The sequence below is a fragment of the Bacillus sp. FSL W8-1127 genome, assembly GCF_038006725.1.
GTDB lineage: Bacteria > Bacillota > Bacilli > Bacillales > DSM-4216 > Bacillus_O > Bacillus_O smithii.
Map to the genome: position 1 here is coordinate 2,250,344 of NZ_JBBOVU010000001.1, position 20,907 is coordinate 2,271,250.

Here is a 20,907-nt window from a genome sequence, read left to right on the forward strand (position 1 = left end):
AACCTCCTAGCGCATCATCATCGTGATATTTCCGGCTGTCACAATTATCGTAATACAGAGAAAAAACATGATGGAAACAATCGCCAAAGCGGCAAAGACATAAAGAATGCTTTTGCTCATAATATCTAAGCAAGTTATGACGGGGCCTGCTCCAATCGGCTGCAAAACAGAGGCGGCCACCTTATAGATCAAGGCAATGAGCAAAATTTTTACAGCCGGAAAAGCGGCAATAATGAGTATGATCGCCATACCGGCTATACCGACCGTATTTTTTAACAACACGGATGCGCTGATGACGGTATCGGCCGTTTCTGTGAGCATCCGTCCGATAACAGGGACAAAATTACCCGTTACAAATTTCGCAGTCCTCACAGCCAGGCCATCCGTCACAGCGGTGGCGGTCCCTTGAACGGAAACGACTCCCAGAAAAACGGCCATCAAAATCCCTAAAAGGCCGATGCTCCAATTTCTTAACAAGGAGGCAAGCTGAGTGGCTTTATACTCCTTTGAAAACAAACTGACCATGCTGACCACGACAGATAGAAAAAGCAGGGGAAACACAATGTTTTGAATAAACAACCCGCTCGTATTCATTAAAAAGATCATAACGGGATGGAAAAAGGCAGCGGAAACAGCTCCCCCCGATGCAGCAATAAGCGCAAGAAGCAAAGGAATAAGAGCCAATGAAAAATGAGTCATCCGTTCAATCGATTCTTTTGAATATTGAATGGCAATGTGAAAACTATTCAATGCAATGACAATCAGCACCATAAAAACAACGGCATACGCCACTTTGCTGACGGTCCCCTGCTCAAAAGCATTTTGAAGCGATTGCAAAAGGGCGCATAAAACAGTGAGCACGATCAACGATCCCAAAAGTTTTCCACTCTTTAACACTTCTTGAATAGAAAATTTGACTATGGCTGAAAACCATGCTTGGATGGAAAACTGCTTTTCGCCTTTTAAATAATCCATAAGGGATCCTGTTTGAGATTCAGGAAGATATCCGCCATATTCATTGACTACTTCTTTCCAGTAATTCATCAGCTCATCTACCCCTAGGTTTTCCAGCTGGGTTTGCACCATTTCCTTTTGGGAAGGGTGTTCACGAGAATCCGAAGAACCTTCCGCATGGACAACAGTTCCAGAAAAGGCAAAAGAATAGAGAGCGAAGACGAAAAGCATTGAATAGACACGCAATCTTTTTCACCATCCTAAAAGGGCTCTGTCCTGCTTTCCTCGACCGGAACAAAAGTCCCGGATAACGCATTCAGGTTAAAAGTCGGATGAAGTTTTTCCTCTTGAGTAATGGTCGACGATGAATATTGATTTATTTTGCCGGAATTAAAGAAATAATCGTCTCGAGCAGGACTGATAAAATAGGAACAGCCATGGCCAATATCAAGATTTTTCCTGCTAATTCAACCTTTGATGCCAGAGACGAAAGTCCCGCATCCTTTGATATTTGAGAAGCCAGTTCGGCAATATAGGCGATCCCGATAATTTTCAAAATCGTCTCCACATACACCATGTTGATGTCTGTTTTGGAAGCAATTTCACGAATCATTTGAATAATGGATTGAATTTGATCGATTAAAAACAAAAAAATTCCAACACTGACAAATAGAACAAGCAACACAGCAAAATTGGGCTTTTGTTCTTTTAAGAGGAGAGTTAAAAATACTGTAATAAGCGCGATCCCCGCAATTTTGATTATGTCAATCTTCCTCTCCCCCTTTTCTACTGAAACAAAAATACAGATTTGATTTTTTCAAACAAATCCCCAACGATGGTGGCAACAACAAACAAAATATAGATAAATCCAAATAATGTAACCCACTGGGCATACTCTTTTTTTCCTACTTGGTCCAAAATCGTATGCAAGAAGGCGACAACGAGTCCGACACCGGCGATTTTAAAAATAATATCCACATCTATCCCCATGTACGATTCCCCCTGGTTTTAGAAAAGCAAAAGGACCAAAAGCAGCCCTACTAAAATGCTTAAACTTTTGTACATTTTTTCGTATTTTTTTTGATTTTCCCGCGCTTCTTCCTCTTCTCTTTGCAAATGGGCAAGGGTCAGAAGAATGTGCTTCTGCTGGGTCAGAAGGTCATGTTTGCCTAACGATCCGCCAAATTGTTCTATAATTTCATATTCCGGCCGCTTAAAGGCTGCCTTATTTCTGATAAAATGGAGACTGTTTTTCCATGCTTCATCGACTGAAATTTCTGTCGATAAAATCGTTTCTGCAAAAGTAAGGAACAACTGGGAGACAGGGAATCCGAACTGATGACCGATTTTTCTCGCTGCTTCATGCAAAGGGGTATGCCCGTACATAATTTCCGCCTCCAACGACTGCAACGCCGCGATCATCATTTTCAATTGCTTCGTCCGATCGGCTAATTGTTTTGCTTGTTCGAATCCGAACCAGCAAGCGGACCCCAGAATCAAGATGGCACCAATCCATTTCATCCTTTTTCCACCCTCATTTGGCGGGACAGCCGTTGCCCTTTTTCTCCTCTAATGACGGAAATAGTACCGGGACCTTTTTCTCGTGTCAGTTCCACATACCTTTCGATTAATTGCCGATTGACAATATCAGCAAGAAGAGGGCGTTTTTGAATCTCTTCAAGAGAATCTCCGTGTGTCGTCATGACAAGCTTTACCCCTGCATTGACCGCTTCCAGCACAGCCATTCGATCCTCTTCCCGCCCGATTTCATCTACTACTAAAACATCCGGACTCATCGAACGAATCATCATCATCATGCCTTCCGCTTTTGGACATGCATCCAACACATCCACTCTTGGTCCAAAGGAAAGCTGAGGAATCCCAAACATACAGCCGGCGATTTCGGAACGTTCATCGACAATTCCTACTTTTAAGGGTGGAATATTCAATTGGTCACAACCGGTCGAAACGACTCTGGCGATATCACGGAGAAGAGTCGTTTTTCCTGTCTGGGGAGCCCCGATAATCATCGTATGTTTCCATCCTTTTTCAAATAAAAAAGGGATAAGAGGACGTGAAATCCCTATGATCTCCCGGGCAATTCTTATATTAAAAGAGGACAAATGGCGCAATCCCTTGACTTGTCCATTTTCAAGGATGACTTTTCCCGCCAGCCCCACTCGATGCCCTCCTTCGATGGTAATGTACCCCCGTTTCAATTCTTCTTCCAGCGTATAAAAAGAATGGTGGCTTATTTTACTCATAAACGTTTCCCCGTCCTCTTTCGTGACAACATGAGAAAGAAACAGGGGGCGTCCCTTGACAGCGATCTCAAGCGGACGACCAATTCTCATACGGATTTCTTCCACTTTCATCCAATAGTTGTCGGGCAGTCGCTTCATTTCATCCGCAATTGTCTTTGGCAAATAATCAAAAATTTCTTCCACATTCATTCCTCCTAGTACAAGCCCCCTCTACTACAAATATATTTTCGATCGAAGGAAGTATGACTTCATTTCACCCAAATCCAAAAGCAGGAAAAAAAGAAGCCAGATCAAAATCCATAAAAGGATCTTGATCTGGCTTCCTTCAACTTAAAATGTAGTATGATTACGCTCTTGAAACGTATGAGCCGTCTGATGTGTTAATAACGAGTTTGTCGCCTTCATTTACAAAGAACGGAACTTGTACGACAAGCCCTGTTTCAAGCGTTGCTGGTTTTGTACCGCCTGATGCTGTATCTCCTTTAACTCCTGGTTCCGTTTCCACGACCGTCAATTCCACTGTATTCGGAAGTTCCACACCGATTGTTTCTCCTTGATACATCATAATGAAAACTTCCATATTTTCTTTTAAGAATTTTAATTCGTACTCGATTTGGGAGCTGCTTAATTCGATTTGTTCGTATGTTTCATTATCCATGAAAACGTGTTGATCGCCGTTTGCATACAAGTATTGCATTTTTCGATTATCAATTTGTGCTCTTTCTACTTTTTCGCCGGCGCGAAACGTTTTTTCTTGAATGGCGCCTGTGCGCAAGTTGCGCAGCTTCGAACGAACGAATGCCGCTCCTTTACCCGGTTTCACGTGCTGGAAATCCAGTACGCGCCAAATTTCTCCATCAACTTCAATCGTCAAACCTGTTCGAAAATCATTTACTGAAATCATGTATGGCTTCCTCCTGTAATTTACAAAATAATCAATTCTTTTGTTGAATGCGTGATCGTTTCATTGCCGCTGCTCGTGATAATCGTATCGTCTTCAATGCGTACTCCGCCAAGACCGGGCACATAGATCCCCGGTTCAACCGTTACAACCATTCCCGGCTGCAGCACAATATCCGAACGCATAGACAATAAAGGCTTTTCATGAACTTCCAATCCAATTCCATGACCAAGAGAATGGCCAAATCGATCGCCGAAACCTTTTTCTGCTATGTAGTTTCTCGCAATCGCGTCTGCTTCTTTCCCGGTCATTCCCGGTTTTATTTTTTCCACCGCCAACAATTGAGCCTCGAGAACAATTTGATAAATGTTTTTCAAATCGTCGGAAGGCTCGCCAACGGCTACCGTGCGAGTAATATCGGAAACATATCCTTTGTAAAGGGCTCCATAGTCAAGAGTGACTAAGTCCCCTTTTTCGATGATTTTATCGCTGGCCACTCCGTGTGGCAAAGCGGATCTTTTTCCTGAAGCAACGATCGTATCAAACGAAGAAGAAGTTGCCCCGCACTTTCTCATAAAGAACTCAAGTTCATTGGCGACTTCAAGCTCAGTGATTCCCGGTTTGATAAAGTCCAAAATATGTTTAAACGCAGCATCGGCAATATCGGCAGCTTCCTTTAATATCTTAATCTCTGATTCGCTCTTAATCAAGCGCAAGTTTTCGATGATATCACCGACAGGAACTAGCTCGCCTTTAAAAGCTTTCTGATAGTCTTGATAATTGGAAAAGGTTAAGTAATCTTTTTCAAAGCCTAATTTTTGAATGCCTAGCTTTTCAGCCTGTTTCGCCACTTCTTCATGAATGGGAACGGCATGTTGGACAATTTCATATCCTTTTGCCTGATTCCCTGCTTGTTCCACGTAGCGAAAATCGGTAATAAATAAAGCTTTTTCCTCAGAAATAAGCGCTACTCCGCTCGTTCCGGTGAAATTTGTCATATAGCGTCGATTAAAGGGGCTTGTCACTAGCATCCCATCAATACCGGCTTGAGCAAATTGTTCACGAAGTCTTTTGATTTTTTCCATTAAGATTCTCTCCCCTGTATGTACTGAATAATGGCTTGAAGCGCCAACTCATAACCCAGTGCCCCCAATCCGACAATTTGACCAATGACTTCGGGAGCGATGACAGAATGGTGTCGAAAGGATTCACGTCGATGTATGTTTGACAAATGAACTTCTATCACCGGGACTTGAACGGAAGCTATTGCATCTCTTAGCGCATAGCTGTAATGCGTAAAAGCCCCTGGATTGAAAATGACGCCTTCTATCCCTTCGTCTTCTGCTTGATGAATGCGGTCAATCAGGGCCCCTTCATAGTTAGATTGGAAACAAACCACCTCTGCTCCAAACTCTTTTCCTTTTTCCCGAACTCTTTTCTCAATGGAATCCAATGTTTCGGTTCCATAAATCGCCGGTTCTCGTTTTCCTAAACGATTTAAGTTCGGGCCGTTTAATAAAAGTATATGCACAGCGACCACCTTATTGAAAAAGATTTCTTTAAAACATTTTATCACAAATATCCCATATCTTTCATTAGCCTTCTCTGAAAGACCACACTTTTCCGTTGGGGGAGAGCGTATAATAAACAGGAAGCTTTTAACTATGACCTATTATTGATTTTCTTGTTTTTGAAGCTTTTTATAATATTGACCATATACTTCTCCATATTGATAAGAAATGGAAAATCCGACAAATAAGCCATAAAGCGAATAGAGACAAAGACTTGTCACATAAGTATGAAAAGAAATGTGTTTCCAATGTTTTATGCCGGGAAAAATTGGGTTGAAAATAAATATGACAACCAAAAACAAGGCAATCCCATATCCTACTCCCATCCACATAGATTTTATTTTTTTGAAGCAAAGATAGTAGATAAAGGCCGCTAGAATCGAAACGATTCCATAAGCGAACAATGTCATGAAAAAACCAATCCATGTTTCCCGCCATTTTCCTACAGTAAACGGTTCCAGCAAAACATTCGGTTCAATCGTGGTAAAATGAAACCAGTAGGCAAAATAAGCCACAAAACTCCATAACAATCCTCCAAAAAAGCCTGTAACGGCCACATATGCAAACATTGACATCGTTGGCTGACTGTGTTCTGATTGATTCTTTCCATTTGCATTTCCGTCCATGTTGCTCACCTCCATTTGACGTGAACGTTTCGCTTCATCATAAAGATTCTCACCTTACTTGCATCTGACATATTCCCTTGATTATTTTGTGAATAATGACCAAAATGAATTCCTCAACCTTTCTGTACGTCGTTTGGAAGGATGATCTATCAACGTGAAGTTCGCAAACACGCATGACTCAAGACCAAAGCTATTTCCTCCTTCACCACGAAGCCTCTTCTATTGAAGTCCTCTTTTAATATGCCCTATCTAAAAAAAGTTTTTCGTCCTTTCGTGCAGACCTTTCCTTATTCAGAAAAGAAAGTTAAAATAGGGATAACAAAAGTTTACGATGAGCGAGGGATTCCATTGAAACAAACAAAGCCTTTATATGGAGGCCAAGCCGTAATCGAAGGAGTGATGTTTGGGGGTAGACACTTTACGGTCACCGCTGTCAGGAAAAAAGACGGTGAAATGGAGTTTTACCGCCTTCCTCGAGAACAAAAACCGATCTTTCAAAAAATCAAAAACATCCCATTGCTGCGGGGTATCGCGGCCATCATCATCGCAACCGCCACCGGCTCAAAACATCTCCAATTTTCTTCCGATCTGTATGAATCCAATTGGGAAAAAGACATGGATGATGAAGCTCCAAAAAAAGAAACAAAAAAATGGACGATGGCCTTAAATGCAGCGATCGTCGGTATTCTGTCTTTTCTGTTTGCCAAATTTGTCTTCACCCTTGTGCCCGTGTTTTTGGCAGAATTCACCCGTCCCATTTTTCCCGGAGATTTGACTCAAATTTTCATAGAAGGTATGTTTAAACTTCTACTGCTTCTAGCATATATTCATTTTATTTCGTTGACTCCCCTTGTAAAAAAAGTGTTGCAATATCACGGAGCAGAGCATAAAGTGATCAATGCCTTTGAAAATGGTCTCGATTTAACCGTTGAAAATGTTCAATCTCAGTCGCGCTTGCATTATCGCTGCGGCAGCAGTTTTCTTCTTTTTACCGTAATTGTCGGAATATTTGTATATATGTTTGCTCCGGTTCACCCTCTTTGGCTGAGAGTAGTAAACCGGATTGCTCTGATACCTGTTGTGCTGGGTCTGTCTTTTGAAATGCTGCAGATCACCAACAAACTGCGAACAGTGCCGATATTAAAATATTTAGGCTATCCTGGCTTATGGCTTCAATTGCTGACGACAAAAGAACCGAGTGATGATCAAGTAGAAGTGGCCATCGCTTCCTTTAACGAACTACTCCGTTTGGAAATGATGGAAGAAAAAAGATTAAAAGAACAGAAAATTGTCTAAACTATCAATAGATCATCCATCGACAATGAATTTCATGCCTGGCAGGGAGGTGGGTTTCTTGAAGATTCGCACTTTCGTTTTCTTTTTAATCACGGGTCTTGCCGCCATCGGGTTATTGTCTTTCTTTGCAGGCTCTCCTAATGCACTGGGAAAGCGAATCCTGTTTTTAATCTTTGTTGCAAGTCTTCTGTATATCGTCTACAGAATGGGAATCAAAAAGCCGGTACGCAAAGACCAGCAAGCATTTTTAAGAGCAGCTAAAAAATCCAAGAAAAGAATCAGGAAACGTCAATCATCCCGACTTTCTACCCAAAAAAGAAAACCGATTCGCAGAAGAAACGACGTCCATCTGACCGTCATCGAAGGAAAAAAAGGGAAAAAGAAAAAACGAGCTTAACCCTTGGCTCGCTTCCATTAACCATAGCTCCAGTTTTTTAAAAACCGCCGAGTTTGTTCGCGTCCTAATTCCACAAGGACGCGTTTTTCATTATCATTTAATTCAAACTCCGTCAAACTAATTCCATTCGTTTTAATAAATACAATATTTTTCTCCAGTTTACGGGATATATAACGGGCATCGTGAGCATCTTTCATCGTTTTAAAAAGGGCGCTAAACAACTCAATGGCATTATGAATGTTTTTTTCCTGAATATCGGAATCTCGCGGAACCAGCTTAATCCCGATCACCGGACGTTTTCTACCCTCCTGGCCGAAAATCCACATGGGAAAGTTGCTCAAAATGCCACCATCCGCGATCAACGCTGTTCCCTTAGCTGTTTTAAGCTTTGCCGGCTGAAAAAAATAAGGGAGCGAACAGCTCATGCGAATCGCTCGAGCGACGGAAAAATTCTCAGGCGAAATGCCGTAGGGCTGAAGATCATCCGGCAAAACGATTAACTGGCCGTTTGTCAAATCGGAAGCGACGACTCTCAGTGTCTCGGGAGGTAAATCAGCAAATGTCCGAACACCTTTTTGCGCCAATTTTTCGCTTAACCATGCTTCTAATGAATCTCCTTTATAAAGTCCTAATTTCCAATAGACTTTTAGCCAATTTAAAAATGCCGGAAAGTATCGTGGAGAATCGTCCAACAAATCCTTCAAGTCCACTTCATCTATTAATTGGTAAATTTCGCTGCTTCTATAACCGGCCGCTATAAAACCGGCAATGATCGAACCGGCGCTTGTACCCGCAAGCCTGATAAATTGATATCCTTTCTCTTCCAGTTCTTGATAAGCGCCAATTAACGCAAAACCTCTTATTCCCCCTCCGGAAAAAACCCCATCGATTTTCATACGGCCCCTCCTTCGATGCAAACTTTCTTTTATATGTTTAAGAATGGGGCACGACAATTAGAACTTCCGGATATAAAAAACGAGGCTGACTCTAAATGCGAATCAGCCTCTTAGAAAGAGATTTCTCTGAAAAATGTAGCTTTGAAAAAAAGTTTGATCAAAATATCTCCAAAAACCCTTATTTTATAAGACCTACAAAAAAACCATTTTGAAAAAAAGTTTAATCAAAACGTTATTAAAATTGTGAAACCATTCGCATTTGTTTGAAAAAAAGTTTAATCATTTTATACTTTATTAGAGTTATATTACTTACAAAATAAAAAAATTGACATGCTGAAATAGTTAATAATTTTGCAATATACATTTGCCAGTTAATTCATCGCTTTTTAGCAACGATTGTATTTGTTTTAAAATATCAACTCTCTATAAAGGTTCTAGATTTTGTGACAGCCTCTCGTGCTTGCATTAATAAATCATATGATCTTTTATCTAATTGTTTAAAATATTCTTCTTTAATTAATACTGTTTGGGCCTTTTTAAAATGTCCTTCTTTATTTATTCCAACTAAGATACACAAATTATCCTCTTTAGGATTAATAACTCTTTCCATTAAAAATCGTTTTCTAGCAACAATATCTTTAAACAACTTACTAGAAGATTCTAACAGGAATATCATAATTACTGGAATTTCCTCAATTTTACATTCTTTTTCATAATTATAAGCTGCATAGGGATTATAAAATATTTTCTTATATCTATTTTGAATTAACTTCCTAGTTCTTGTTCTTAAAAACTCAGCAATATTTTGTCTTGTATATGAATCTAGTAAGAGAAGATATCTTGCCACCCTTATATTTAATACATCGTTAGAATGATCAAGTAAACTTATCAATTTTTCAAATTCAATTTCCATGTTTTGTTTTGGTTTTTCTTTCTTCAAATCATATAAAGGTAATTCGTTATAATCTAATCCAAGCTTGTACATAAGTTTATAAGCCATGTATTCGTCTATCTCATCTCTATGACTTGCAAAAAATACTAAATTCGGTGAAGCTCCTTCATGGCTATCAAGTAATTTATCAACATGATTTGAATAGTCATTATAAGCTAGATACATTCCTAAATGATCTAATTCATCATTCAATTTTACTTTTGGGTTACGTGATGCTTTACTTCTTTGATATAAAAAATTCAAAAAGTGACTAGGCGAATCTATAATTTCCGCATATACTCTTAAATCTCCTACCGAGATACACCATACTGGTAAAGACGAATTTTGTATTAAGTCTGTTTTTTCGATTTGTGCAGCTATTTCATTGAAATCATCTAGAGTGATACAACAAGCTTGAATGAACTTAATATCCTTTATTTCTTTAACGAATTGGTACTTTCTTTTCAATTCCTTACGATAAATTTCAATTTTATTATTTTTAATAAATTCTTTATAAAATCTAATAGCTTGACTATATGGGTTTTCTGTCAATTGCTTTATTGACGATTTAAAGTTTTCTTCGTCAGAAAGTGGTGAAGCTGGTGAAATTGCACCTGCTTTAACTTCAACAATTATCATTACATCATCATAAATAATTACCCCATCACATTCGCACCATTCATTTCTTCCATTCGTTCCAACAGGAGCCTTATAAAAAATATTTTTATACATTTCGCCTTTAGGTAGTAATTTCTCTAGTAAATTAAATGGTAGTTCTTCAGATAAGGCTTTTTGTATTTCGTTAATCTCTACAGATAATTCAGGTTTAACTTTTCTTAAAACTTTTACAAATGCTCTGTAAAAGTTATCCATCAAATTATCAATAGAAAAACAATAATATTTATCATCGTATTTCAAAAATGGTTTAAACTTTTGAGGCAATTCTTTATTCATTAACTCTATATCTTGTTGATAATAATTACTTAATTCACCCTCAGAAAGAGAAAATTGTTCTATAAAATTTAAAGGCCAGCCAGTAATCTGTTCTACATCGAAATGATTTGCTATATCATAAATTGTATTTTTATCCGATTGTTCAATGGCTATTTCCAATTCAAGAATATCCTTCATCAATCCATTAGTCCTTAACTGCCAACTAATCTTCTGAAGGCCATCTACAATTTCTTTACTTGTCAAACCAAATGTATCTTCACAAATTTTTGAATATGGTTGTAATAAAGAGGTAAAATGTTCTTCTTCAAAATATGGATACAAATTTCCTGAAACATTTGTAAACATACCTTGTGAATATTTTATTAACTCATCTTTTTCAATAGCATTTATATAAATTGTATTCAATATAAACAGTTGTTCAACATTTTTGATTAATCTTTTAAATTTTTTATTACCGATAAATTTATCACTATTAGCTTTCTTTGAAGAAGTAACAATAATACTTTGAATTAAATCTTGGACTTTATTTAAACCTGGGGTGACATTCCCATGAATACTAGCTTCTACATTACCTAGATAATGAGTATGTCGATATAATTGAATTAAAACTAAATTAACTAATGGATTTGTTTTATAAATTATTTGTTTAATATATTTAATTTTTTTCAAGATTTCCTTTTCTAATTTTTCTGGTTCAAATACAACAAGAGAATTATAATTCATTCAATAATAATCCTCCTTAATTATCAATAATAAATGGAGTTTATCAAGTGTTGTAAGTTATAGTTTTTAATGATACTACTTTTTGCATCATTTATTTTCCATGAAATGTTTAACAATAATTCTCTTAGGCTCAACACTTACCAAACAATTAGACGAACCTTTACAAAAGTCAATATGGTTAGCTCCATACTTTTCTTTTAACATTTCACTAATTTCACTTTTTTTACTTTCACTGCAATTTCCATCACAACCAAACTTTGAACAACTAGGTAAAGTAACAGGCATTCTATCCTTCCCTTTTATCTTTAAAAGACGTTTCCTTTCTGATTCATCACTAAAAGGAAAGTTATCTTCAATTATGCTTGTTTCTTCATATATCCAATAAAGTTTATTAATCAAATATTTATATAATAAATCAGGTGTTTTTTTATTTTTTGGAGTTGGTAGTTTTATATTAAACTGTTTACAGATTTCTTTAGCAAACTCTATTTGGCTTTCAGTAACCCCATTATCATTATTTTGAGCCTCAATTTTTTTCGTCGTAGTTGTATCATATGTTTTTTTAATACTTTCTTTTTTTACCACTTCTTGTTTTTCCCATAATATTTGTTTTATTTCAATATCCTCTCTTTTATAAGTACGATACTGCGCTTCTGCACCATTAATAAATTTGTGTTTTATGAATTGTGTCACTTCTTCAAAAGAGCGTGTTATTTTGTAGCCTTGTTTAATTAAATCTGCTTGTATTTCTTTACCATATTCCTTAGTGAAAATACGTGGGTCTAAGATTGTAAATATACCAAAATCCTTAATATCACGAATTAACCTACCTGCAGCTTGATTTAATTTATTCATCATGTATGGAAACCTAATCATTTTAAAAAATTCATCTTCGTATCCTTGACCAATTAATTCTAAAAAAGGGTCATCTGGCACAGGAAACGGTAGTTTAGTTAAAATAACTGAAATCAAAGACTTTCCAGGAACCGAAAAACCTGAAAAGAAACTTCCAGAACCCACTAATACACTTGTTTCATCTTCCTTAAATTGTTTTGTTAGTTTCTCCACACCACTCTGATCTTGAACATACAATTTTATATTTTTGTCATTCAAAAAATCTGTTAAACCTGTTGATATAATGTTCATATGTTCCTTTGCTGTTGTAAGAATTAGACTTCTACCTTCTGTTAAAGTAATAAGTTTTTGAATATGCTCTAAACACTTTTCTAAATAATAATCTGTATTATTTTTATTTGGTTCAATCATTGTTTCAGGCACATAAATCAATGCCTGATTTGAATAATCAAAAGGGGTAACAAATTTTTTTGTTATTACTTCAGCTTTATTTAACCGCCATTGGTTAAGTAAAGAACTAAAATCGCCATTGGTGGTTAACGTTCCAGACATTATAATAATCTTATTATTTTGTTTCAAGAAATCTAAAAATTTTCTAAAGTCTGTCGGAAAAGTTTCAGAAATCATACTGAACTTTTTTTCATCATAATTGATCCATTTTATATATTTGTTATCAAGAACCTTTTTTAACTTTTCAAAAAGATCTTCAAGCTCTGAACCATAAGTAGCTTTATTCATAAACGAAACGCGATTTATGTGTCTTGCTTCTTCACCAATCATTGAATTTTTTACGATGTCATGTATTTTTACTAGGTTATCAATCATTTCATCGTTAATTATGTATCGTCCCTGTAAAGAACCTTCTACTTTGCTCATTTCATTATCTATTATTTTTTTTAATATATTAAGCTGTTTATCATAATCTTCTGTATATTGTTCCGAAATATATTTCTTCATTTCATATAATTTTGATAACGTAAATGATTCTTCGAGTTGATTTAAAAAGTTTTCAATAAAATGATGAGCTTCATCAATGATGATTATGCCAGGATTTACAGGTATCATAGCAGGTTGTTCAGGCTCGCCAGTAATATTCAAAACAGATTGTATTAATTGACCATGGTTTGTAATAATTAAGTCATGTGTTCTGGAGAGAAAATCATTTCGATGCTGAATCGTAGGACACTTCCAATAATCAGAACACCTTTCACATTCTCTTTTTGTTGCATTTAATGCAACTTTTGACCATTTCTCTTCAGATATATCTAGTTGAAACTTTTCTTCAAATTCATTTCTCTGACCTGTTTCTGCTCTATTAAAAAACTTCAAAAACAGTTCTTGTTCTTGTGAGGTAAATTTATTACGTTTAACCTTAAATTCTTTATGGCAATAGTAGTGGGTTTTCCCCATTGCTAATATTGGTCGTTTAAGTAATAATAGTTTTTTTAATAACGGAACTTCACTATTCATTAATTGACTTTGAAGGTTTATTGTTGCAGTTGCGTAAACAACTCGATGTTTACGTTCACTTTTTGTACTTAACATTGAAGGGATAAGCGCACCTAAAGATTTTCCGGTACCTACAGGAGCTTCTATAATCAAAAATTTTTTTGGTTCATTTTTATCTAAAAACGCTGCAATATCCATTGCCATTTGAACTTGTGATGTTCTAATAACATCCGTTTGATAGTGACTTGGAATTTTCTCTTCAAATATACTAAGAAGTTTTTCTGCTATCGATTCCATTTTATCCCTCCATCAAACATGATAATTCTCGATTTATCCGCTATATTAAACCTTTAATTTCAATAATAATTTTTTGTAAAGGTACATAGCCAGTTTTTGAAGTCTAAATACATAGATATAATCACTTTTAGAAAGGGAATGTATGTTCTTATTATATCACAGAAAATATGTTTGGTTACAAATTCATTCTGTTAATTTCAAAAAAACAGCCTCTTATGTCTATCACTCACAAGAGGCTGTTTTTCAGATGTAGCTTTTAAAAAATAATAAGGATTTTTTAAATCAATTAATACGTTTAACAAAATTAAGAAGAGTTTTCTCGGACAACTAAGCAGTAACTTTTGAATTTTTTGGTAATGAGAGTATTAAAAACTGCTAATTTAACATCAGCAACTACAAAAATTTGTATTCAGATAATGAAGGTATTTAATTTGAATTATAAAACAATAAAATGTTAGTCATTTTACCGCTTTTGTAATGGTAAAATATCTTCTATCATCATTTGTTCGAAGTCTTTCATTACAGACTTCCAGTAGGATAAGCGTCGTACAGGATTTTCAGTGTTGGCCTTATAGGCTTCATAATCGCTTGTTCGTTTGAGTTCAGCTTCACCATTTTGTTTTTCTTTCGATGGATTGTAGTTCTCAATCATGAAAGCTAACTCTTCTTCATTTACGTACCATTTTTTAGCGAAGTGTTCGATTAATTTAGAAATAGCCGTTTGAATCATGTCTTCTAATATAATAGATACATTTTGGCCACGGTATGCTTCAGGATCATGCTGAATGTTTTCCCATAATTCTTTCATTAGTTGCGCTAACTTCGGATTGCTTTTCGCTAATTCTTCTAAGTATTGTTCGACTTCTTTTATTGCTTTTTCATCTTGCTTACGAATTAATTCCATTTCCTCGTCTTCTGATGGAACAAAAGATTGAATCAGCATCAAGATATATTCATAATTAATTTCCTCTGTTTTTATGGATTCTAATTCGTATTCAATGTCAATTTCTACTTCATTGTCTGAATCGTCTGGTTCGCCTCTTAGTTCTTCAATGATATTTACGTATTTTCCGTAGAATTCTTCAATTTCTTCGAATGTAATAGGAAAATCATTGCCTAGTTGTGTTTCATCATATTGGCTATACACTTGAATAGATGCAAATGTCTTGTTCAACTTTTGATAAGCTTTCGCAAACTGTTTCTTTTTTTGTATGCTGCTTAATTGATCTACATCTTGTGGTGTTTGCACAATTTTCCTTAATTCCTTAATAGCTTCTAAAAAGGCTTGTTTCGCTTCGCTCCATGTAGGTGCTAAAACATAGTTTTCTCCACCATTTGAATATAGGTACAGTGCTTCGTTTACCTTTTCTTCAAAAATGGTTGGTGTTTGGAATGTTACGATTTGACCGTATTTTTTCGATTTATCGAATAGTCGATTTGTTCGAGAAAATGCCTGAATTAAATCGTGTGGCTTCATTGGTGGACGGTCTATAAACAATGTTGAAAGACAAGGAGCATCAAAGCCTGTTAATAATCGATCAACAACAATAACTAGGTCTAGTTGTTCTGAACGCGATAAATACTTGTCCTTTTTACGAGCTAATCGATCATTAACGTTTCGATTATATGCTCTGATTGTTTCTAACGTAAAATTTGTTCCAAATTCTTCGTTATAATCACGTATCGCTTCTTTCATTTTTTCTTGATTAATAACAGATGCTTCTTCATTTTCTGAAATAGAGTATGTGATGGCTATTTTTGGAAAGTCGGGCAACACGCGTTTTGTTTGCTCACTGATTTTCACACTGGATTTACCAGCTTTTACTTTCTTAAATAAGTCATAATAACGTTGAGCTTTTTCAATGGATGAAGTTGTTAAAATTGCAGCATACGTTTTCCCAGCCCCATTTTTGAAACCTAGTTTAGAATTAGATTTATTGACAATGGAATCAATGACTTCAAGCATATGTCGTTCATCTTCATATACCGATTTAGGTAAACGAGCTTCTTTTTCTGCAAGGGTTAATTCGTCTAAATCAATATCATTGTCTAATTGTTTTAAAAGCTCATCTATTTTTTCTTCAGAAAGTGTACTTTTATATTCCACTTGAAAACCGAGTACTGCTTCGTCATGAATGGCTTCTTTTACTGTGTATTCATGCAGTCGTTCCCCATATTGTTCTTCAGTTGTACGTGGTAAGTCACCTACAACTTTTTTTGCATTTTCTGCAAAAATCGGTGTACCAGTAAATCCATACCACAATGAATTAACGAAAAATTGTTCAATTTGTTGTTTCTTTTGTGGTGAAACAGCACGATGACATTCATCAATAATAAATGCAACTTTCATTTTTCGCAGTTTTTGAGCTCTTTTGTCCTCTTTTCCGGCAAATTGTTTCATTACATAATTTAGTTTTTGAATAGTTGTAATGACAACCGTTCGTTCATCTGATAATAATTTTTTGATTAAATCCTTTACATTATCTGTTTCATCAATATCGATTACATCATGTTCTGCATAAGATTCAAATGAAGTTGTCGTTTGTTGGTCTAAATCTACTCGGTCAACAATGAAAATTGTTTTCTGAATGGACGGAATTTGTAATAAATTACGAGCAACTTTATAGGAAGTAAGTGTTTTTCCAGATCCCGTTGTATGCCATATATAGCCTGATTTTTGTTGTTTAGAAGCTTCTTTTACAGCTTCAATTGCATGGATTTGATAAGGACGTAAAAGAATTAATGCCTTTTTGTCCTTATCAATAACGGTATATTGTGTAACCATTTTATGTGCCTGTGGAATTGATAACACTTCCCGTGCGAAGGATAAGTAATCATTGACAGGCTCGTTGTTTTTATTGACCCATTTAGTAAGGAATTTTTCGTTGAGTTTTGTATCTAATGCACTCGCAATATAACGTGTATCAGTACCATTTGATACAACAAACATTTGCACTGCTGAGTAAATGCCCGTAAATTTACCCTCTTTTAAATACTTTTTAATTTGGCGGAAAGCATCCATATAAGAATGCCTACGACTCTTTAACTCTATGTGAATCATTGGTAGACCATTAATAAGCAGTGTTACATCAAAACGTCTATTACGATCTTCTGGATTTTTTTTGTCGCATACAAATTGGTTAATCACTTCGTAGGATGACATTCCACCTGCTATATCAGCACGATTAATGACTTTTAGACGAATAGTACCAAGTGTTGCATCTTCACGCTGCACTTCAACTTTAGCAATCCCGTTTTCACCAGTTAGCCATTTAGCTGCTTCATAGAAACTGGAAAAGTTAAGTTGGTTTTTTACTTGTTGAAATTCCTGTTCCGTTAATGGTACTCCATTTAAAACGTCTTTATTATTATATTCAAGCTTTTCTCTAAAGTTTTGCCATAATTGCTCTTCAGTTTTTAGGTCTTCGCGATATGTCCATTGTGATTTTCCATTAATTAATTGTTTAATTAAATTGTGTTCTAATTCGGCTTCTGACGTAAAAGTTTGTCTCATTTAACTCACATCCATTCAATTAATTAAATGATTAAACAAACATACGTTGTAACAATGCTTTTTTCAGCTGTTTATAATTTTCAAGTTTTTTCTGATGAAGGGCAATTGTATCGTCTAGTTGTTTGAAGAAAATACCGATTTTTTGTTGTTCTTCAGTTGATGGCAATGGTATAGGCATCTGGCGAAAAACAGAATCTTTAATAGCGAATCTATCCGAACGAGCTCCAGTATCTCCATTTAATTTCATAAATTTATGCCATCCGGTAGATGAAAAATAAGCTTCTAAAAAATCTTTGTTAACAACATCATGTACACGAAATACATAGTAGAGAGGTGACATTACCCCTGTTCTCCCCAAATTATTTCGTTTTATTGGTCCTACTGGAGCTAAATTTGATATTCGAGGATTATAAACAAAATCACCTGGACGAACAATATAATAACCATCCAAATTATTTTTATTTGAAATATCTTTTTCAAAAAAATCTCTTTGGCTAATTATTCCATGTTCTGCTGAATTCGTGAATGTTTCCGAATATACATTACCCTTATTTTTCTCTGTTACTTTATCTGAAATATCGCCAAGCTGATATCGTTTCCATTCATCATTAAACCCTTTAAATCTTAATTTAGGAACACGTTCTCCCTTTTGAGGAAACATTTTTTGTAGCATTGCTTTTTTGTATTGTTGATATTGTTCAACGAGTTTTTGTTGTAAGGAAATTGTATCGTCTAATTGTTTAAAAAGAGCCCCGATTTTTTGTTGTTCTTCAAAAGATGGAACTTTAATTTTTATCTGTGAAAAAGTTGGAAATTGAACTCTTTGCTTTTCTTTAAGTGAACCAGTAGCATATTTCCTATATGAATATATTGCTTGTGGTGATGAAAGCCAAATTTTAAAATATTGATTGTTAAAATTAGAATTAATTTTCATCGTTATATAATATCCAGATACAGCAACACTATATCCTGTCTCATTAAATCCAACTGCACCTAAAGTTATATTCATTGGATTATAAACAAAATCATTGGGATTAACTTTTTTAAATTTATCCTCTTTTTTTACAAGAAAAGATCTATCATATTTTTCAGTCTTTTGGGTTAATCCTTTTTCAATTGTTAAACTGTATAATTCTATATCTTCTTCCTGAGGATTAATATACTCACTAGTTTGTTCGAATACTTCACCTAGCTTTCTATTTTCCCACACATCATGGAATCCTTTGAATCTTAATTCTGGTACCTTCTTACTCATTTGTTTCACCGTCCAATTCAAAACCTCGAATAAAGTGTTGTAACTCTCTATTTACCACTTCATTTGTCCCTTCAAGTTGTTGTAACATTTTCAATAAATTTTGTTCAGCTTGACGTAAATTCTGCTCTGTTTTTTGAATTGAATTTGAAAGATTATCAAGAGATATTTCTTTTTCTTCTTCAAAAGAGTCCACATATCGTGGGATATTTAAATTGTAATCATTTTCAACAATTTCCTCAAAAGAGGCGATATATGAAAATTTTTCTATATCTTTACGGTTTATATACGCATCGAGTATTTTTTCAATATGTTCGTCTTTTAAGATGTTTTGGTTCTTACCTTTTTCAAACTCTTTTGATGCGTCAATAAATAGTACATCTTTTGTAGGACGATTCTTCTTTAAAACAATAATGACTGTAGGGATATTTGTATTATAGAAAATATTTTCCGGTAAACCGATTACAGTATCTATCGCACCATTTTCTAATAAAATTTTACGAATTTTTCCCTCAGCACTTCCTCTAAATAACACACCATGCGGTAGAACGATTGCCATGACTCCATCTTCTTTTAAGTGGTAATAACCATGGAGTAAGAATGCATAATCAGCTTTGGATTTTGGTGGTAAAACTCCATACATTGAAAAGCGTGGATCATCTAAGAAACCTTTATCCGCAGACCATTTTGCTGAATATGGAGGATTCATTAACACCGCATCAAAGTTTGTTGGTTCTTCAGTAGGCCAGTCTTGGTCAAGTGTATCGGCATTACTCAAATGTTGGTTTGCCGTATCAACACCATGCAAAATCATATTCATACGAGCAAGGTTATACGTTGATGTATTTAACTCTTGACCAAAGTAAGAAACTGTTCCAGGCTCATTTGAATATTTCTGTACATTTAATAATAGTGAACCCGATCCCATTGTTGGGTCATATACGGTGAAACCTTTTTTATCTTCTTTGCCATTTAAAACAATTCTTGTCATGAGTTTTGCAACTGGCTGAGGAGTGTAGAATTCCCCAGCCTTTTTGCCTGAATCGGATGCGAATTGACCAATTAAATATTCGTATGCATCTCCGAGTACATCACCATCGTGTATTGCTAAATCTAATTCATTGATTTGTTTCATTACTTCTGCAATTGTTTGGTTTTGTTTTTGCGGTGATGAGCCTAATTTTTTCGAGTATAAATCGATATCTTCGAATAAATTTTCAAAGAGTTCACTGGATTGTTCGATATTACGGAAGCCTTGTGCTAAATCTTCCAATTGGAAAGTACCTTTGTAAATATTCGTAACCAGCGCTGTAAACGTCAAGTGCGGTTCAATCGTATAAGAGAAGTCATATTGAAGCTCACTTAATAAATCGTCTCTTATTTCATCATCATTGTAGGCTTCCTCATATAATTTCTGCGCAACTTTTAAGTCAGTTGTAGGTTCTTCAAGTAATTCTGATGCATGAATTAACATCTTATCGGACAAATACTTATAAAAAACTAAACCTAATAAATAGTTTTTGTATTCGTTTGCGTCCATTTTTGAACGTAGTACATCTGCTGAATTCCATAATGCTTGGTAAAGAGATAGTGCCTTTTTTTCCGCCATATTTCATTCCCCAATTCTTTCTCTGTATATTCATTTATCTTTTTATAATTCGCTGAATTCCAAATCAATTTTTAAATTTCTAATTCTAACTTAGTAATTTTCTATTTCCATAGTATCTCCTGATTTAAAAATCCTTGTTCTTATCAAATCATTCGCAACCCCTAAATCTAAGAAGCTAGTGAAGCATTCCTTAATCATTATAATTAATAGGACGTCAGTTAGCCTATAAACTTTAAATTGTCACAATAAATAATTTTTACTCTCACTTATCATACATTAAAAAATATTGTTTTTAATAGCCGCAAATGATAAATATCCTCTATTTTCCATATTATACTCTTATAGTAGAGCCTTACCTTATACGCAACACTTAAATCTTTCTCCTAAATCAAGTCCTAATGATTACTACATTTCCAAC

The 20,907-nt window shown here is 35.3% G+C and carries 17 protein-coding genes; 2 read left to right on the forward strand and 15 right to left on the reverse strand.

Annotated elements, in window-relative coordinates; genetic code table 11:
• Positions 1 to 6 precede the first annotated feature (6 nt).
• The 9 genes from spoIIIAE to NST12_RS10680 all read right to left on the reverse strand — a co-directional run bounded on the left by spoIIIAE (position 7) and on the right by NST12_RS10680 (position 6,316).
• Complete coding sequence (gene spoIIIAE, locus NST12_RS10640) at positions 7 to 1,200, reverse strand: stage III sporulation protein AE (RefSeq protein ID WP_445662330.1); 1,194 nt, start codon at positions 1,198 to 1,200, stop codon at positions 7 to 9.
• A 130-nt stretch (positions 1,201 to 1,330) separates the two neighbouring features.
• A complete protein-coding gene (gene spoIIIAD, locus NST12_RS10645; RefSeq protein ID WP_082142310.1) occupies positions 1,331 to 1,714 on the reverse strand; it encodes a stage III sporulation protein AD in 384 nt (127 codons plus the stop codon).
• Between the two features lie 26 nt (positions 1,715 to 1,740).
• Positions 1,741 to 1,944, reverse strand: a complete 204-nt coding sequence (gene spoIIIAC / locus NST12_RS10650; RefSeq protein WP_003355303.1) for a stage III sporulation protein AC — start codon at positions 1,942 to 1,944, stop codon at positions 1,741 to 1,743.
• A gap of 18 nt (positions 1,945 to 1,962) precedes the next feature.
• Positions 1,963 to 2,475, reverse strand: a complete 513-nt coding sequence (spoIIIAB, locus tag NST12_RS10655) for a stage III sporulation protein SpoIIIAB (protein WP_003355305.1) — start codon at positions 2,473 to 2,475, stop codon at positions 1,963 to 1,965.
• Entirely contained in the window at positions 2,472 to 3,401 is a 930-nt protein-coding gene (spoIIIAA, locus tag NST12_RS10660) for a stage III sporulation protein AA (RefSeq protein WP_048623664.1), read from the reverse strand. The genes spoIIIAB and spoIIIAA overlap by 4 nt, the downstream gene beginning before the upstream one ends.
• Positions 3,402 to 3,564: 163 nt before the next feature.
• On the reverse strand, positions 3,565 to 4,122 hold the full coding sequence (gene efp / locus NST12_RS10665) for an elongation factor P (protein WP_003355307.1): 558 nt from the start codon (positions 4,120 to 4,122) through the stop codon (positions 3,565 to 3,567).
• Positions 4,123 to 4,142: 20 nt separating this feature from the next.
• Positions 4,143 to 5,204: a M24 family metallopeptidase gene (locus tag NST12_RS10670; RefSeq protein ID WP_048623665.1), complete on the reverse strand. Its 1,062-nt coding sequence runs from the start codon at positions 5,202 to 5,204 to the stop codon at positions 4,143 to 4,145.
• The gene (aroQ, locus tag NST12_RS10675; protein WP_048623666.1) at positions 5,204 to 5,650 is read right to left on the reverse strand and encodes a type II 3-dehydroquinate dehydratase; all 447 of its coding nucleotides are present in this window, start codon (positions 5,648 to 5,650) and stop codon (positions 5,204 to 5,206) included. The genes NST12_RS10670 and aroQ overlap by 1 nt, the downstream gene beginning before the upstream one ends.
• A gap of 141 nt (positions 5,651 to 5,791) precedes the next feature.
• The gene (locus NST12_RS10680; RefSeq protein ID WP_048623667.1) at positions 5,792 to 6,316 is read right to left on the reverse strand and encodes a YqhR family membrane protein; all 525 of its coding nucleotides are present in this window, start codon (positions 6,314 to 6,316) and stop codon (positions 5,792 to 5,794) included.
• A gap of 399 nt (positions 6,317 to 6,715) precedes the next feature.
• Here NST12_RS10680 and NST12_RS10685 point away from each other — a divergent pair, with 399 nt between their 5' ends.
• Both NST12_RS10685 and NST12_RS10690 read left to right on the forward strand, forming a co-directional pair.
• A complete protein-coding gene (locus NST12_RS10685) occupies positions 6,716 to 7,612 on the forward strand; it encodes a DUF1385 domain-containing protein (RefSeq protein WP_341102204.1) in 897 nt (298 codons plus the stop codon).
• Positions 7,613 to 7,670: 58 nt separating this feature from the next.
• Positions 7,671 to 8,009 (forward strand): SA1362 family protein, encoded by a 339-nt coding sequence (locus NST12_RS10690; RefSeq protein WP_048623668.1) that lies wholly within the window; start codon positions 7,671 to 7,673, stop codon positions 8,007 to 8,009.
• A gap of 17 nt (positions 8,010 to 8,026) precedes the next feature.
• Here NST12_RS10690 and NST12_RS10695 read toward each other — a convergent pair whose 3' ends face one another.
• From NST12_RS10695 to NST12_RS10720, 6 genes are all read right to left on the reverse strand, one after another.
• Entirely contained in the window at positions 8,027 to 8,905 is an 879-nt protein-coding gene (locus NST12_RS10695) for a patatin-like phospholipase family protein (protein ID WP_048623669.1), read from the reverse strand.
• A gap of 415 nt (positions 8,906 to 9,320) precedes the next feature.
• Positions 9,321 to 11,513 carry a hypothetical protein gene (locus tag NST12_RS10700; protein WP_341101162.1) on the reverse strand — a complete coding sequence of 731 codons (2,193 nt, stop codon included), beginning with the start codon at positions 11,511 to 11,513 and terminating at the stop codon, positions 9,321 to 9,323.
• An 87-nt stretch (positions 11,514 to 11,600) separates the two neighbouring features.
• A complete protein-coding gene (locus NST12_RS10705) occupies positions 11,601 to 14,114 on the reverse strand; it encodes an ATP-dependent DNA helicase (protein WP_341101164.1) in 2,514 nt (837 codons plus the stop codon).
• Between the two features lie 463 nt (positions 14,115 to 14,577).
• Entirely contained in the window at positions 14,578 to 17,628 is a 3,051-nt protein-coding gene (locus NST12_RS10710; protein ID WP_341101166.1) for a type I restriction endonuclease subunit R, read from the reverse strand.
• 31 nt (positions 17,629 to 17,659) lie between these two features.
• Positions 17,660 to 18,883 carry a restriction endonuclease subunit S gene (locus tag NST12_RS10715; protein WP_341101167.1) on the reverse strand — a complete coding sequence of 408 codons (1,224 nt, stop codon included), beginning with the start codon at positions 18,881 to 18,883 and terminating at the stop codon, positions 17,660 to 17,662.
• Positions 18,876 to 20,489, reverse strand: a complete 1,614-nt coding sequence (locus tag NST12_RS10720; RefSeq protein ID WP_341101169.1) for a type I restriction-modification system subunit M — start codon at positions 20,487 to 20,489, stop codon at positions 18,876 to 18,878. Before NST12_RS10720 ends, NST12_RS10715 begins: the two co-directional genes overlap by 8 nt.
• Between the last annotated feature and the right edge of the window lie 418 nt (positions 20,490 to 20,907).